The organism is Micromonospora sp. M42 (genome assembly GCF_000568915.1).
Classification (GTDB): domain Bacteria; phylum Actinomycetota; class Actinomycetes; order Mycobacteriales; family Micromonosporaceae; genus Micromonospora; species Micromonospora chalcea.
Genome location: NZ_KK037233.1, coordinates 5,456,650 through 5,472,157 on the forward strand (window position 1 = coordinate 5,456,650; position 15,508 = coordinate 5,472,157).

Annotated in this window: 11 protein-coding genes and 1 pseudogene; 9 read left to right on the forward strand and 3 right to left on the reverse strand. The window is 73.7% G+C overall.

The window, feature by feature from the left end; translation table 11 throughout:
* The 4 genes from rho to prfA all read left to right on the forward strand — a co-directional run.
* Nucleotides 1–1,037 (forward strand): transcription termination factor Rho (rho, locus tag MCBG_RS25210; RefSeq protein WP_043328632.1); only part of this gene is annotated, 1,037 nt, incomplete at its 5' end.
* A 144-nt stretch (nucleotides 1,038–1,181) separates the two neighbouring features.
* Nucleotides 1,182–4,634 (forward strand): phosphodiester glycosidase family protein, encoded by a 3,453-nt coding sequence (locus tag MCBG_RS25215; protein WP_043328633.1) that lies wholly within the window; start codon nucleotides 1,182–1,184, stop codon nucleotides 4,632–4,634.
* A gap of 333 nt (nucleotides 4,635–4,967) precedes the next feature.
* Nucleotides 4,968–5,192 (forward strand): 50S ribosomal protein L31, encoded by a 225-nt coding sequence (rpmE, locus tag MCBG_RS25220; RefSeq protein ID WP_030504744.1) that lies wholly within the window; start codon nucleotides 4,968–4,970, stop codon nucleotides 5,190–5,192.
* An 88-nt stretch (nucleotides 5,193–5,280) separates the two neighbouring features.
* Complete coding sequence (prfA, locus tag MCBG_RS25225) at nucleotides 5,281–6,369, forward strand: peptide chain release factor 1 (RefSeq protein WP_043328634.1); 1,089 nt, start codon at nucleotides 5,281–5,283, stop codon at nucleotides 6,367–6,369.
* A 66-nt stretch (nucleotides 6,370–6,435) separates the two neighbouring features.
* Here the strand turns inward: prfA and MCBG_RS25230 are convergent.
* Nucleotides 6,436–7,990 (reverse strand): annotated as a pseudogene (locus MCBG_RS25230) (diguanylate cyclase domain-containing protein).
* Nucleotides 7,991–8,120: 130 nt separating this feature from the next.
* Here MCBG_RS25230 and prmC point away from each other — a divergent pair.
* From prmC to MCBG_RS25250, 4 genes are all read left to right on the forward strand, one after another.
* Complete coding sequence (gene prmC, locus MCBG_RS25235; protein ID WP_043328636.1) at nucleotides 8,121–9,011, forward strand: peptide chain release factor N(5)-glutamine methyltransferase; 891 nt, start codon at nucleotides 8,121–8,123, stop codon at nucleotides 9,009–9,011.
* On the forward strand, nucleotides 9,011–9,655 hold the full coding sequence (locus MCBG_RS25240) for an L-threonylcarbamoyladenylate synthase (protein ID WP_043330966.1): 645 nt from the start codon (nucleotides 9,011–9,013) through the stop codon (nucleotides 9,653–9,655). The genes prmC and MCBG_RS25240 overlap by 1 nt, the downstream gene beginning before the upstream one ends.
* On the forward strand, nucleotides 9,656–10,267 hold the full coding sequence (locus tag MCBG_RS25245; protein WP_043328639.1) for an arsenate reductase/protein-tyrosine-phosphatase family protein: 612 nt from the start codon (nucleotides 9,656–9,658) through the stop codon (nucleotides 10,265–10,267).
* Between the two features lie 112 nt (nucleotides 10,268–10,379).
* Complete coding sequence (locus MCBG_RS25250) at nucleotides 10,380–12,488, forward strand: transglycosylase domain-containing protein (protein WP_043328641.1); 2,109 nt, start codon at nucleotides 10,380–10,382, stop codon at nucleotides 12,486–12,488.
* 3 nt (nucleotides 12,489–12,491) lie between these two features.
* On the opposite strand, the gene MCBG_RS25255 is transcribed toward MCBG_RS25250, so the two are convergent.
* The gene (locus MCBG_RS25255) at nucleotides 12,492–13,118 is read right to left on the reverse strand and encodes a TetR/AcrR family transcriptional regulator (protein WP_043328643.1); all 627 of its coding nucleotides are present in this window, start codon (nucleotides 13,116–13,118) and stop codon (nucleotides 12,492–12,494) included.
* A gap of 109 nt (nucleotides 13,119–13,227) precedes the next feature.
* On the opposite strand from MCBG_RS25255, the gene MCBG_RS25260 reads away from it, so the two are divergent.
* Nucleotides 13,228–14,010: an SDR family NAD(P)-dependent oxidoreductase gene (locus MCBG_RS25260; protein ID WP_043328647.1), complete on the forward strand. Its 783-nt coding sequence runs from the start codon at nucleotides 13,228–13,230 to the stop codon at nucleotides 14,008–14,010.
* Here MCBG_RS25260 and MCBG_RS25265 read toward each other — a convergent pair.
* Complete coding sequence (locus MCBG_RS25265; RefSeq protein ID WP_043328651.1) at nucleotides 14,007–15,473, reverse strand: SDR family oxidoreductase; 1,467 nt, start codon at nucleotides 15,471–15,473, stop codon at nucleotides 14,007–14,009. The genes MCBG_RS25260 and MCBG_RS25265 overlap by 4 nt on opposite strands.
* Nucleotides 15,474–15,508 lie beyond the last annotated feature (35 nt).

A 15,508-nucleotide genomic window follows, 5' to 3' on the forward strand; every position in this document is an offset into this window, starting at 1 on the left:
ACGTCTCGATGTCCCAGATCAAGAAGTACGGCCTGCGCCGCGGTGACGCGATCACCGGCGCCGTGCGGGCCGCGCGGGACGGCGAGCAGCGGCGCGACAAGTACAACCCGCTGGTCCGGCTGGACACCATCAACGGGATGGAGCCGGACGAGGCGAAGCGCCGGCCGGAGTTCTACAAGCTCACCCCGCTCTACCCGCAGGAGCGCCTGCGGCTGGAGACCGAGCCGCACATCCTCACCACCCGGGTGATCGACCTGGTCATGCCGATCGGCAAGGGCCAGCGGGCGCTCATCGTGTCGCCGCCGAAGGCCGGCAAGACGATGGTGCTGCAGGCGATCGCGAACGCGATCACCCGCAACAACCCGGAGTGCCACCTGATGGTGGTGCTGGTCGACGAGCGGCCCGAAGAGGTCACCGACATGCAGCGCTCGGTGAAGGGCGAGGTCATCGCGGCCACGTTCGACCGTCCGCCGCAGGACCACACCACGGTGGCGGAGCTGGCGATCGAGCGGGCGAAGCGCCTGGTCGAGCTGGGGCACGACGTGGTCGTGCTGCTCGACTCGGTGACCCGGCTCGGCCGGTCGTACAACCTGGCGGCGCCGGCCAGCGGCCGGATCATGTCGGGTGGTATCGACTCCACCGCGCTCTACCCGCCCAAGCGCTTCCTCGGCGCGGCGCGCAACATCGAGAACGGTGGCTCGCTGACCATTCTCGCCACCGCGCTGGTGGAGACCGGGTCCATGGCGGACACGGTCATCTTCGAGGAGTTCAAGGGCACGGGTAACGCCGAGCTGAAGCTGGACCGGAAGATCGCCGACAAGCGTGTCTTCCCGGCGATCGACATCAACCCCTCCGGCACCCGCAAGGAGGAGGTCCTGCTCGCGCCGGAGGAGCTGGCGATCATCCACAAGCTCCGCAAGGTGCTGCACTCGCTGGACTCGCAGGCGGCGCTCGACCTCCTGCTGGACCGGCTCAAGCAGTCCCGCACCAACATCGAGTTCCTGATGCAGATCGCGAAGTCGACTCCGGGCGAGTGAGCTGACGGATCCGACGAACGAGGGGCACGGCCGTACGCGGCCGTGCCCCTCGTCGCGTACCGGGTACCGCCGATGGTGAAGTTTTCCTACGGTTCAGTCGCTAGGTATTGAAACTTCTGTTCATCGTCGGGTTGACTGTCGTCCATGCGAACCCGCAGTCGACCCGCCCGCCTCGCCGGCGTCCTGCTGCTGACGCCGTTGCTGACCATCACCGCGCCGACGCCGTCCGCCGCGACGGCCGCCGGGCCGTCGCCCGTCGCGCCGCCGGCCGCCACCGCCGCCGAGGACGCGCCACGCGCCTCGTCCCGCCCCGACCCCGCCGTCGCGCTCGCCGGTGTGGAGCCGGCCGGCGGCCTGGAGACCGCCAAGAGCACCCGGCCGGTCGCGCCCGGCCTGAGCCTGACCTCCTTCGACAGGTACGACGCGGCCGGCTGGCTGCGCGCCGACGCGCTCACCGCCGACCTGGGCGGCGGGCTGACGGTGGACTACGTGAACTCCGGCGAGGTGACCAGGGACGAGCCGCTGCGCGCCGCGGTGGACCGGTCCCGCGCGGTCGCGGCGGTCAACGGAGACTTCTTCGACATCAACAACTCCGGCGCCGCCCAGGGCGTCGGCATCCGCTCCGGCGAGCTGGTGCAGTCGCCGATCGCCGGGCACCCCAACGCGGTGGGCATCAGCGCGCAGGGCATCGGCCGGGTGGTCGAGGTCGGCTTCGAGGGCGCCGCGACGCTGCCCGCCGGCCCGGTGCCGCTCACCCAGTTCAACAACATGGTGCAGCGCGACGGCGTGGGCGTGTTCACGCCGCTCTGGGGCTCGTACACCCGCAAGCGGGCCGTGGAGGGCGCGGCCCGGACCGTCGAGGTGACGCTGACCGGCGGCCGGGTGGCGAGCGTGGCCACCACGGCGGGCGAGGGGCCGATCCCGGCCGGCAGCACCGTGCTGCTGGGCCGCGAGGCCGGTGCCGACGCGCTCGCCGCGCTGCGGCCCGGCGACGCGGTGGACGTGACCTGGCGGCCGCGGGCCTCCGACGGCGGTGACCTGCGCGCCGCCGTGGGCGGCGGCAACGTGCTGGTCCGCGACGGCGTGGTGCAGACCATCGCCGACGCGTCGCTGGCCCCGCGCACCGCTGTCGGTTTCTCCGCCGACGGACGCAAGATGATCATGATGACGGTGGACGGCCGGCAGGTGGACAGCCGGGGCGTCACCCAGACCGAGATGGGCCGCATGATGGCCGAGCTGGGCGCCGCGAACGCGCTCAACCTCGATGGCGGCGGCTCCTCCACGCTGCTCGCCCGGGAGCCGGGCGCGGCCACGGTCCAGGTCGAGAACAGCCCGTCCGACGGCAGCGAGCGGCCGGTACCGAACGGGCTCGCCGTCTACGCCCCGAAGGGCAGCGGCCGGCTCGCCGGCTACTGGCTGGAGACCGCCAGCGACCCGACCGCCGCGCCGGGCGTCGCACCGGTGCGCGGCGGCCGGCCGGACCGGGTCTTCCCCGGCCTCACCCGCCGGCTCACCGCCGCCGGATACGACGAGACGTACGGCCCGGCCGCCGGCGAGCCGCGCTGGCACGCCATCCACGGACGGGTCGACGGCGACGGCGTGTTCCGGGCCGCCGTCCCCGGCCGCAGCACCGTCACCGCCGCCCGCGGCCGGGCCCGCGGCACCATCGAGCTGACGGTGCTCGGCCCGCTGCAGCGGATCGACGGCACCGTCGACCGGGTCGGCCTGGACCGCGCCGGTGACAGCGGCCTGTTCGGCGTGGTCGGCTACGACGCCGAGGGCAACACCGCGCCGATCGAGCCGGCCGACCTGAAGCTGGAGTACGACAGGGACCTGCTCTCCGTCACCCCCACCGCCGACGGCAACCTGTCCGTCAAAGCGCTCGCCGCGACCGGCTCGGCGCTGGTCACCGCACGGGTGGGCAACCACAGCACGGTCCTGCCGGTGACCGTCGGGCTCACCGACGTGCCGGTGGCCGGGTTCGACGACGCGGCGTCCTGGAAGTTCAGCCAGGCCCGCGCCTCCGGGTCGGTCGCACCGGCGGAGGGGCACACCGGGGGCGGGCTGCGGATGTCGTACGACTTCAGCCAGTCCACCGGCACCCGGGCCGCGTACGCCGACCCGCCCGCGTGGATCGACGTACCGGGCCAGCCGCAGGCGTTCGGCATGTGGATCAAGGCCAACGGCACCGGCGAGTGGCCCAGCCTGCACCTGCACGACGCGCAGGACACCCAGTTCGTGCTGCGCGGCCCGTACCTGGACTGGACCGGTTGGAAGTACGTCGAGTTCGCCGTACCGCCGGGCGTGCAGTACCCGGTGCGGGTGCGCCGGTTCTACGTGGCCGAGACCGACCCGGCCAAGCAGTACCGCAGCGAGGTCGTGATCGACGACCTGGTGGCCCGGGTGCCGCCGGACGTGCAGGCGCCGCCCGAGCCGAACCGCACCGACCGGGTGGTGCTGCGCGACGGCACAGTGGACGGGGCGCCCTGGCGCTTCGCGGTGCTCTCCGACGCCCAGTTCGTCGCCGCGAACCCGGACAGCGACCTGGTCGCCCAGGCCCGCCGTACGCTGCGCGAGGTCCGCGCCGCCCGGCCGGACTTCCTGATCATCAACGGCGACTTCGTGGACACCGCCTACCCGGCCGACTTCGCGCTGGCCAAGCGCATCCTGGACGAGGAGCTCGGCGGCGAGGTGCCCTATCACTACGTGCCCGGCAACCACGAGATCATGGGCGCGCCGATCGACAACTTCCGCAGCGTCTTCGGGGACACCTCGCGCGTCTTCGACCACCGGGGCACCCGGTTCCTCACACTCAGCACGGCCACCGGCTCGCTGCGCGGCGGCGGGTTCGACCAGGTGGAGCTGCTGCGCCGGACGCTCGACCAGGCCGCCGGCGACCGCTCGGTGGGCTCGGTGGCGGTGCTGTTCCACCACCCGCCGCGCGACCCGAGCCCGGCCAAGGCCAGCCAGCTCGGCGACCGTAAGGAGGCGGCGCTGGTCGAGCAGTGGCTGGCCGACTTCCAGCACCGCACCGGCAAGGGCGCGCTGATGGTCAACGGGCACGTCGGCACGTTCCACGCCGACCGGGTGGACGGCGTGCCGTACGTGATCAACGGCAACTCGGGCAAGGACCCGTCCACCCCGGCGGCGCTCGGCGGGTTCACCGGCTGGACCGAGTTCGGGGTGGACCCGGTGACGCCGGGGGAGGCCGAGCGGGCCCGCCGTGACCCGCTGGCCGAGGGCCCGACGTGGGTGAGCGCGGAGATGCACGCGCACGTCGACCGGCTCGCGCTGACCGCGCCCGCGCAGGTGCGCCAGGGTTCGCCGGTGGACGTCACGGCCACGCTCACCCAGCCCAGCGGCCGGCAGGTGCCGGTGGCGGCGCCGGTCAGCGCCGACTGGTCCGGGTTCCCGAACCTGCACATCGGCGGCGCGACGGGCGTACGGCCGTGGCACGTGGCCCGGTTCGACCCGGCCACCGGCCGGCTGACCGCGCTGCGCCCGGGGGCGCAGGTGCTGCTGGCGGTGACCGTCAACGGCGTGAAGGCCGAGACGACTGTCACGACGGCCGCAGCGGTCCGCGCCCCCGCCGCCTGACCCGGAGGCCGGGGCTCCTCATCCTGGGGGAGGAGCCCCGCCCCCCGCCCCCCGCCTCGCTCCGCCGCTCCGCTCCGTTGATCATGAAGTTGACCTGGACAAAAGCGACAGGAATTGCCGCCAAGTTCATGATCAGCAGGGTGGGGGGCGTGGGGGTGGGAATGCGGGAGTGTGGGCGGGCGTTGCGGGTGGCGGACCTCCTGTGCCGGGTGGAAGACGCCCGTGGCAGACTGGTCAATCGGCCACCGGTTCCGGTTCACGCCCGAGCCCGTCGCGGACGACGGGGAGCATCGACGGCGACCCGGCGACCACCGACGAAAGGACCGAGGCGACATGAAGCCCAACATCCACCCGGAGTACGTGACCACCGAGGTCCGCTGCTCCTGCGGCAACACCTTCACGACCCGCAGCACCGCCAAGGGCGGCGCCATCAGCGTCGAGACCTGCAGCGCCTGCCACCCGTTCTACACCGGTAAGCAGCGCGTGCTGGACACCGCCGGCCGGGTCGCGAAGTTCCAGCAGAAGTACGCCAAGGTTCAGGGCAAGAAGGCCAAGTAGCTCCGTCGACGACGCCCGTGTCCGGCTCCTGCCGGGCACGGGCGTTCGTCCGTTTGTGCCGGTTTTCACCCCAAGGAGCATCCGCAGCATGAGCAGTGAGCGCCTGGCCGCCCTCCTCGACGAGTACGCCGAGCTGGAGCGGCGGCTGGCCGACCCGGCCATCCACGCCGACCAGGGCACCGCCCGGCGGGTCGGCCGCCGGTACGCCGAACTGGTCCCGCTGCACAAGGCGGCCGGCGAGCTGGAGCAGGCCCGCGCCGACCTGGCCGCCGCGCGCGAGCTGGCCGCCGAGGACCCGACGTTCGCCACCGAGGCGGAGGCCATCGCCAGCTCCCTGCCGGCGCTCGAGGAACGGCTCGCGGAACTGCTCATCCCGCGCGACCCGCACGACGCCAAGGACGTGATCGTCGAGATCAAGGCCGGCGAGGGCGGCGAGGAGTCGGCGCTGTTCGCGGGGGACCTGCTGCGGATGTACACCAGGTACGCCGAGCGGCACGGCTGGGTCACCGAGGTGATCGACGCCCAGGACTCCGACCTCGGCGGCGTCAAGGACGTGTCGCTGGCGATCAAGAGCAAGGGCGTGCCGGAGGGCGGCAACGGGGTCTGGTCCCGGCTCAAGTGGGAGGGCGGCGTGCACCGGGTGCAGCGCGTCCCGGTGACCGAGTCGCAGGGCCGGATCCACACCAGCGCCGCCGGCGTGCTGGTGCTGCCCGAGGCGGAGGACGTCGACGTCACCATCGACCCGAACGAGCTGCGCATCGACGTGTTCCGCTCGTCCGGCCCCGGCGGGCAGTCGGTGAACACCACCGACTCGGCGGTACGGATCACCCACGTGCCGACCGGCATCGTGGTGTCCTGCCAGAACGAGAAGTCGCAGCTGCAGAACCGCGAGCAGGCCATGCGCATCCTGCGGGCCCGCCTGCTCGCCGCGGCCCAGGAGCAGGCCGACGCGGCGGCGTCGGACGCCCGCAAGGCGCAGGTCCGCACCGTGGACCGGTCCGAGCGGATCCGCACCTACAACTTCCCGCAGAACCGGATCACCGACCACCGTATCGGCTACACCGCGTACAACCTGGACCTGGCGCTGGCCGGCGAGCTGGACGGGGTGCTCGACGCGCTGGCCGAGGCGGACCGCGCGGCCCGCCTGGCCGGCGAGACGGAGCTGTCCCGCCGCTGACCGCTGGGTGTTAACAGGGGGCCCTTCCTCTACCGGAGGCGTTAACAGGGGGCCCTTCCTTACCGCTCAGCTCGCGCGTGGTCGCGCCTTGGCGCGCAGCATCTCCCGGTCGGCCAGCTCGAACGCGGTGCCGAGCGCCTCCCGGACGCTGACAGTGGTGCTGCCGTCGACCTCGGCGAAACCGATCGTCACCCCGACCGGCGTGCCCGGGACCAGGGACTCCCAGTCCTCGGTGCGGACGGCGGCCTCGATCCGCCGGGCCACCTCGACCGCCTCCGGCATGACGGTGTCGGGCAGCACCACGACGAACTCGTCGCCGCCGTAGCGGGCCACGAAGTCGCCCCGCCGCATCACCCGGTTGATCACCCCGGCGACCCGTTGCAGCACCAGGTCGCCGGAGTGGTGGCCGTGGCGGGTGTTCACCGCCTTGAACCCGTCGAGGTCGCAGACCCCGATCACCACGCGCTCGCCCCGGGACACCACGGCGCCCAGGTAGCGCTCCAGCCGGCGCCGGTTGGGCAGGCCGGTGAGCGGGTCGGTGAGCGCCTCGCCCTCGTACCGGGCCGCCTCGCGGCGCATCTCCTCGTGGTCGATCCGGGCGGCGATGCCGTCGATGTAGACGTCCCGCAGCCGGTCGCTGCGCCGCGCGGCCAGCCGGAACGCGTGCCGGTCGGCCCGGTGCGCGCCCGCGTGGTCGCCGGCCCGGGCAGCGCGACGCTGCGCAGCCGGGGTGCCTCGGCCGCGCCGAGCGTCTCGTCGGATACTTGGAGCGCGTCCAGCCGGTTGACCGCCTCGATCGGGCGGTTGGCGGCGACGGGCCAGGCAGACCTGACCGAGCTGGCGCAGTTCAGCGGGCGCGGGCGCTGTCGCCGCCGTGGCCGAGCAGCCGTTTCGGGTCGGCGTCCCCGGCGGACTCCACCCGGTCGCCGAGCGCGGCCCGCCGGGCGGCCGCGTAGCCGTACGCGGCGAGGCTGCTGGGGCGCAGGTTGCCGGCCCGCCCGCCGCGCAGGAAGCGGGCCAGGTCACCGGCGACGTCGCGCAGCACCCGCAGGCAGCCGTCGCTGTCGCCGTTGTGGTCCAGCGCCACCGCGTTGCGCAGCCGGATCCCCGGCGCGGCGAACGTCTCCTCCGGGATGCCGGCGCTGAGCCCCACCTCGCGGGCCCGCTCGATCGCGCCCAGAGCGTGGCCGTGGAAGCTCAGGTACGAGTACGCCATCGCGAGGTCGTGCCAGCCCCACGCGGTGTCCCGGTCCGGCGTGTCGTCGGCGCCCAGCGCGCGGGCGGCCCGGACCAGGTGCATCACGCACCGGTCCAGCGCGCCCTGGTGGTGGGCGGCGAGCGCGGCGAGCGCGTTGAGGTGCCCGTGCAGGTAGGGCTCGGCGAGGTCGCGTACCGCGGCGGAGGCGTCCTCGACGGCCCGGGTGAACTCGGCGGTCCGGCCGAGGTTGATCAGCGCGGACAGGCGCTGCACGAGCGCGTCGGCGCGGGCGTACGGGTCGCCGGTGGTGCGGATGACGCGGTCGAGCAGGACGCACGCCTCCGCGGACCGGCTGGCCTCCTGCAGTGACCGTGCGCGTCGGAGAGCGTCAACCTGGTCCTCGACCTGGTCGAGCCAGCCCACTCGCGACCTCCCTGCGGTGTGCGCCCGGACGCACCCGCTCGTGAGGTGAGCCGCGACGCCTCATGATTATTGCGTGACCGCACTCCCGCAACACCCGTCCGAAGGGACAGAACGCGAACGCGCCTCGCTGGTGATCAACCGGGTGGCGCGCGCGCTCGCCGCGGCGGGCGTCGAGGCGCCCCGCGCCGAGGCCGAGCAGCTGGCCGCGTACGTCCTGGACGTGCCACGCGGCCGGCTGGCGCTGGCCGACGGCTTCACCCCGGCGCAGCGTGACCGCCTGGACGCCCTCGTCGGGCGGCGGGTGACCCGGGAGCCGCTGCAGCACCTGCTCGGCTCGGCCGGTTTCCGGCACCTGGAGCTGGCGGTCGGACCGGGCGTGTTCGTGCCCCGGCCGGAGACCGAGCTGCTGGCCGGGTGGGGGATCGAGCGGGCCCGGGAGCACGCCGCGCCGCTCGTGGTCGACCTGTGCAGCGGCTCCGGCGCGATCGCCCTGGCGGTGGCGCAGGAGGTGCCCGCGGCCCGGGTGGTGGCTGTGGAACGGTCCCCGGCCGCGCTGGCCTGGCTGCGGCGCAACGCGGCCGACCGGGCTGCCGCCGGGGACCGGCCGGTCGAGGTGGTGGCCGCCGACGTGACCGGTCCGGAGCTGCTGGCCGGCCTGGCCGGGCGGGTCGACGTGCTGCTGTGCAACCCCCCGTACGTGCCGAGGTCGGTGGCGGTGCCGCCGGAGGTGGCCGGGCACGACCCGGACGAGGCGGTGTTCGGCGGCGCGGACGGGCTGGACGTGATCCGCCCGGTGGTGCGCCGGGCCGCCGAGCTGCTGCGCCCGGGCGGCGCGATCGGGATCGAGCACGACGACACGCACGCGGCGGCGGTGCCCGCGCTGCTGCGCGGCGACGGCCGCTACGACCGCGTCGAGGAGCACCGGGACCTGGCCGGGCGGCCCCGCTGGGCGAGCGCGTCCCGGCGGGCGGACGGCACCCACGCCGAGACCGCCCGGGCGTGGCAGACTGACTCCTCGTGATGCTCTACGACTGTCGGTCGCCCGCCGACCGGGACCGCGGCATCGCCGCTGCCATCGAGGCGGTCAAGAACGGGGAACTCGTCGTCCTGCCGACCGACACGGTCTACGGCATCGGGGCGGACGCGTTCACGCCGTACGCGGTGAAGGCCCTGGCGGACACCAAGGGCGGCGCCCGGCAGGCGCCCCCGGTGCTCATCGGCTCCCGGCACACGCTCGACGGCCTGGTGTTCTCGCTGCCCGGCGCGGCCCGCGACCTGGTCGAGGCGTTCTGGCCGGGCGCGCTGACCATCGTCGTGGAGCACTCGCCGAGCCTGGCCTGGGACCTGGGCGACACCAGCGGGACGGTGGCGGTGCGGATGCCGCTGCACCCGGTGGCGCTGGAGGTGCTGCGGGAGACCGGGCCGATGGCCGTCGCGTCGGCCAACAAGGTCGGCCAGCCGGCCGCGCTCACCGCCGAGGAGGCGCGCGACCAGCTCGGCTACGGCGTGCGGGCCTACCTGGAGGCCGGGCCGGCGGTGGACCCGGTGCCGAGCACGATCGTCGACCTGACCGGCGAGGTGCCGCGGGTGCTGCGTGAGGGCGCGGTGACGCTGGCGAAGCTGCGGGAGGTCGTGCCGGGCATCCTCGACGAGCGGGGGATCTGAGTGCCGCCCTTCACCGTCCTGCACGTCTGCATGGGCAACATCTGCCGGTCGCCGATGGCCGAGCGGCTGCTGCTGCTCGCGGTCCGGGAGCGGCTGGCCCGCCTCGGCGTCGACCCGGCCGGGTCGGACGCGCTCGTGCACAGCCACAGCGCCGGCACCGGCGGCTGGCACGCGGGCGAGGAGATGAACCCGCCCGCCGCCCGCCAGGTGCTCTCGCGCGGCGGCGACACCGAGGGGTTCGCCGCCCGGCGGCTGCGCTCGGACCTGATCGACGCCGCCGACCTGGTGCTCACCGCCACCGCCGACCAGCAGGAGTACGTGGTGGCGCTGCGGCCGGACGCCGCCGCGCGCACGTTCGTGCTGGGTGAGTTCGGCCGTCTGCTCGGCGGGCTGGACCGCGCCGCGCTGCCGCCGGCCGAGCCCACGCCGGACGCCGTGTACGCGCGCGGCGTCGCGCTCGTGGCGGCTGTCGACGCGGCCCGGCAGAACGCCTCCGCGCTGCCCACCGACGATCTGGACGATCCGTGGGGCCGGGGCGACCAGTGCTTCAGCCGGGTCGCGGACGAGATCGAGGAGACGGTGCAGCCGCTGGCTGCCGCGTTGTTGCCCTGAGATTCATCCTTCCTCGCGAACTTTCTGCGCCTTTCTCGGAAGGTGTCGGCTAAAGCGAACATTCGGGTCATTCTGAACTGGTCCGTACGGCCGGCTCCTGCGGGGAGAGCTGATGAACCGGGCCTATCTCGACAAACTGTTCACCGTTGTGCTCGCCGGCGTGCTCGCCGGGCTGGTCCTGGCCGTCGCGGCGCTGCCGGCCGCGCTGGTCTTCGGGCTGGGCCTGAAGAACCTGATGCCGTACACCGCGCTGCCGGAAGCGCTCAAGACGCCGCAGCCGGCACAGCGGTCCAACCTGTACGCCAACGACGGGCGGACGCTCATCACCTCGTTCTACGTCGAGGACCGGGTGGACGTGCCGGTCGCCGAGGTGGCGCCGGTGATGCGCGACGCCATCGTGGCCGCCGAGGACGTGCGCTTCTACGAGCACCACGGCGTCGACGTGCGCGGCGTCGCGCGGGCGTTCACCGCCAACCGCCGCGAGGGCACCCGCCAGGGCGCCTCCACGCTGACCATGCAGTACGTGCGCAACGCGCTGGCCGGGGACCCACGGCTGACCGAGGAGCAGCGCGCCGCCGCCACCGAGATCACCGTCGGGCGCAAGATCCGCGAGATGCGGTACGCGCTGACGCTGGAACGGCAGATCGGCAAGGACGAGATCCTCGGGCGCTACCTGAACATCGCGTACTTCGGCGCCGGGGCGTACGGCATCGCCGCCGCCAGCAAGCGCTACTTCTCCACCACACCGGACCGGCTCACGCTGGCCCAGGCCGCGCTGCTCGCCGGGCTGGTCCGGTCCCCGGCGGACGACCCGATCAACGGCGACGCCGACTCGGCGCGGCAACGGCGGGCGTACGTGCTGGACCGGATGGTGGAGACCGGCCGGGCGAGCGCGGCCGACGCCGAGGCGGCGAAGGCGGCGGAGCTGGCGCTGGCGCCCAACACCACCCCGAACGACTGCGCCGCGGTGCCCGCCGACCACAACGACTGGGGCTTCTTCTGCGACTGGTTCACCCAGTGGTGGAACGCCCAGCCGGCGTTCGGCGAGACGGTGGACGAGCGGCAACGCACGCTGCGCCGCGGCGGCTGGTCGATCGTGTCCTCGCTCGACCCGGACGTGCAGGCCAAGACGAGCGAGCAGGTGCGGGAGATCTACCCGGAGACGATCGCGCGCGCCGCGCCGACCGCAGTGGTGCAACCGGGCACCGGGCGGGTGCTGGCGATGGCGGTGAACCGCACGTACGGCGTGGCCGCGAACCCGGACGGTCAGCAGAACTACCCGAACACGGTCAACCAGCTGGTGGCTGGCGGTGGCGGCATCACCGGCTACCAGGCGGGCTCGACGTTCAAGCTGTTCGCCCTGCTGGCCGCGTTGGAGTCCGGGCTGCCGCTGGACACGGTGTTCGACGCGCCGCGCGTCTACGTCACGCAGTACCCGGTCGGCGCCGGCCCGGCGAGCTGCGGCGGCCGGTGGTGCCCGGCGAACGCCAACACCTACTGGATGGACGGCGACCGGGACATGTGGGACGCGTTCGGCCGGTCGGTGAACACGTACTTCGCCTGGCTCACCGAGCGGGTCGGCGCGGACCGGGTGGTCGAGATGGCCCAGCGGCTGGGCATCGTGTTCCGCGCCCCGGCCGACGCGAAGATGGCCCACGACGGCGCGAAGAGCTGGGGCCCGTTCACGCTCGGCGTCTCCGCCACCACGCCGCTCGACCTGGCCGGCGCGTACGCCGCGGTGGCCGCCGAGGGCACCTGGTGCCGGCCCACGCCGGTCACCTCGATCACCGACCCGTCCGGCCGGAAGATCCCCGCCGGGAACACCGACTGCCGGCAGGTGCTCGACACCGAGGTCGCCCGCGCGGCGGCCGACGCCAGCCGCTGCCCGGTCGGCGACCAGTCGATGTACCGGCGTTGCGACGGCGGCACGGCCGAGGAGCTGGCTCCGGGCCTGCGCCGCCCGGTGGCCGGCAAGACCGGCAGCTCGGAGCGGAACGCCACGGAGACGGTCGTCGCGTTCACGCCGCAGCTCTCGGTGGCGACGATCGCGGCGAACCCGGACGACCCCCGGGACGCGGTCGGCGGCGGCGTGCAGAAGCGGCAGATCGCCGCGGTGGGCCGCATCCTCGCGTGGGCGTTGCGCGACGAGCCGGTACGCGACTTCGTCCCGCCGGGCCAGGCGGTCGCCTTCCAGCACACCAGCCCGCGCACCGGCAACTGAGAGTCAGCTCGCCGGCCTGCCGTATCGCGCGACCATGGTTCGGACGGCTTCGTCGACGACCGCTGTCGTGCGGTCCGGGGTGACCGTCCAGTCCGGGAGGACCAGGCGCGGCCAGAGCAGGTAATTGGAGATCATCCCGAGGAAGTGCGTGGCGGCCATCTCCGGGTCGGCGACGTCCGCGGCTCCCGCGTCGTGCTCGGCCGAGAGGTAGATCCGGACGGACTCGAAGTACGGCAGTTTGCCCTGCGCGAAATGTGCTCTGGCCAGCTCGGGAAAGCGTGGCAGCTCGGCGATCACGATGCGGAACAGGTCGGTCATCTCCGGCCGGCTCAACAGCGTCGCGTAGTGCCGTCCGAGGACCGTCAAGCCGGCCGTCAGGTCACCGGCAGGTGGCACGTCGGCGACCTCGTTGCGGGCCCAGGAGTCGATGACGATGGCGTCGAACAGAGCCGCCTTCGTCGGAAACTGCTTGAACAGCGTCGCCTTCGACACGCCGGCACTGGCGGCCACACGCGCCAGTGAGGCCCGGTCGTAGCCCAACTCCAGGAAGAGCTCGGTGGCGGCCTGCACGATCAGCGCGCGCTTCTCCTCCGCCACACGCTGGTGATAGGCCGACGGCGCTGGGGTCATGCGGCCATCATAGCGAGGCGAGTGGGTTGACTCACCATTCGCCCAGGGCGTAGCGTCGGCATGGTGAGTCGCCCGACTCGCCATCCGTCTCGCGTCACCGGAGGATCCGATGTCCCGCTTCGCCAATCAGACAGTTCTCGTCACCGGCGGCACCGGTGGGCAGGGGGCCAGCCACGTTCGCGCCCTGCACGCCGAGGGCGCCAACGTCGTCATCGGCGCCATCGACGCCGAGCGGGGCGCCGGCCTCGCCGCCGAGCTGGGACACCGGGCGCGGTTCGTCCGCCTGGACGTCTCCCGGGAGGAGTCGTGGGTCGCCGCCGTCGCGGAGACCGAGAAGGCATTCGGCGCGCTCACGATCCTGGTCAACAACGCCGGGGTGCAGAACCCGCCGGCCCTCATCGAGTCCACCGACCGGGCCACCTGGGCTCGTATCCTCGACGTCAACCTCACCGGCACGTTCCTCGGCATCAAGGCGGCCGCCCCGGCGCTGCGTCGCGCGGGGGGAGGAGCGATCGTCAACATCGGCTCCACCATGGGCATGGGTGGTACCGCCCTCTACGCGCCCTACGTCGCCGCTAAGTGGGCGGTGCGTGGGCTCACCCGGACCGCCGCCCTGGAGCTGGGCCGCGACAACATCCGCGTCAACGCGATCCACCCCGGCGTGATCGAGACCCCGTTCATCACCGAGCCGGCGGCCGGCAGCGACGCCCCGATCGCCGACTTCTACTCGCCGGAGCCGTTCGCCGTCCCGCGACTCGGGCAGCCCGCCGACATCACCGCGCTGCTGTTGTTCCTCACGTCGCCGGACGCGGCCTTCATCACCGGCGCCGAGTACGTCATCGACGGGGGACTGCTCCTCGGCCCCGCACTGCGGGGCGACTCTCCCGCCTAACCGGCCGGGTGTTCGGCGCCCTTGGCGATGTTGCGGGCCATGCCGCCGAAGACGACGGCGTGGAACGGCGCCACCGAGGCCCAGTAGAGGTGGCCGGGCAGCCCGCGCGGGAGGAACACGGCACGCTGCACGTACCTGCTGCCGCCGTTACCGGCCGGTTCGGCGCGCATCTCCAGCCACGCCCGGCCGGGCAGCCGCATCTCGGCGCGCAGCCGCAGCAGCTCGCCCGGGACGATCTCCTCGACCCGCCAGAAGTCCAGCGCCTCACCGACCTGGAGGCGATGCGGGTCGCGCCGCCCCCGGCGCAGCCCGACGCCGCCGACCAGCCGGTCCATCCAGCCGCGGACCGACCAGGCCAGCGGGAACGAGTACCAGCCGTGCTCGCCGCCGACGCCCTCGATGACCCGCCACAGCGCCTCCGGTGGCGCGTCCACCGCCCGCTCCCGCATGTCGGTGTACGCGGTGCCGCCGGACCAGCGCGGGTCCGACGGCAGCGGCTCGGCCGGCGCGTCCGGCCCGCTCGCGTTCGACCAGCGCGTCTCCACCTGCGCGTCGCGCACCTTGGACAGCGCCAGCGCCACCGCCTGGTCGAAGCCGGTCAGCCCCTCGGGCGGGTCCGGCACGTACGCGGCGATGTCGTGCTCGTGCGCCACCGCCTCATGCACCAAGCTCTCCACCAGCGGCCGGGCGATCGCGTTCGGCACCGGCGTGATCAGGCCGACCCAGTGCGAGGACAGCGACGGGGTGAGCGGGCGCACCGGCAGGATGACCCGGGGGCGCAGCCCGGCCACCCGGGCGTAGCGCTGCATCATGTCGCTGAAGGTCAGCACGTCCGGGCCGCCGATGTCGAAGGCCCGGTTCACCTCGGCCGGCAGGTGCGCGCAGCCGACCAGGTAGCGCAGCACGTCCCGGACCGCGATCGGCTGGATCCGGTTGCGCACCCAGCGCGGGGTGACCATCGCCGGCAGCCGCTCGGTCAGGTACCGCAGCATCTCGAACGAGGCCGAGCCGGATCCGATGATCACCGCGGCGCGCAGCACCGCCGTCGGCACGCCGCTGTCCAGCAGGATCCGCGCGACCTCCGCCCGGGAGCGCAGGTGCGCCGAGGGCAGGCCGTCACGCTCCGCCGGCTCCGGCCCGCCGAGGTACACGATCCGGCGTACGCCGGCGGCGCGCGCCGCCTCGGCGAAGTTGGTCGCCGCCTCCCGGTCGGCCGCCTCGAAGCCGCGCTGGCCGAGCGAGTGGACCAGGTAGTACGCGACCTCCACGCCCTCGAACGCGGACGGCAGCGTCTCCGGGCGGCGCAGGTCGCCCTCGACGATCTCCGCGTCGGCCGCCCAGGGCACGTCCCGCAGCCGCCCGGCCGTGCGGGCCAGGCAGCGTACGGTGTGTCCCTCGGCCAGCAGCCGGGGCGCCAGGCGCCCGCCGATGTAGCCGGTCGCGCCGGTGACGAGGCATCTCACGGCCTCCAGTCTGCGGCTCCGTAGACTCCTTCGCT

Coding starts and splice junctions, on each gene's coding strand:
- MCBG_RS25215 (WP_043328633.1), top strand. CDS start 1,182: ATGCGAACCCGCAGTCGACCCGCCCGCCTCGCCGGCGTCCTGCTGCTG.
- prfA (WP_043328634.1), top strand. CDS start 5,281: ATGAGCAGTGAGCGCCTGGCCGCCCTCCTCGACGAGTACGCCGAGCTG.
- MCBG_RS25255 (WP_043328643.1), bottom strand. CDS start 13,118: ATGACCCCAGCGCCGTCGGCCTATCACCAGCGTGTGGCGGAGGAGAAG.
- MCBG_RS25260 (WP_043328647.1), top strand. CDS start 13,228: ATGTCCCGCTTCGCCAATCAGACAGTTCTCGTCACCGGCGGCACCGGT.
- MCBG_RS25250 (WP_043328641.1), top strand. CDS start 10,380: ATGAACCGGGCCTATCTCGACAAACTGTTCACCGTTGTGCTCGCCGGC.
- MCBG_RS25240 (WP_043330966.1), top strand. CDS start 9,011: ATGCTCTACGACTGTCGGTCGCCCGCCGACCGGGACCGCGGCATCGCC.
- rpmE (WP_030504744.1), top strand. CDS start 4,968: ATGAAGCCCAACATCCACCCGGAGTACGTGACCACCGAGGTCCGCTGC.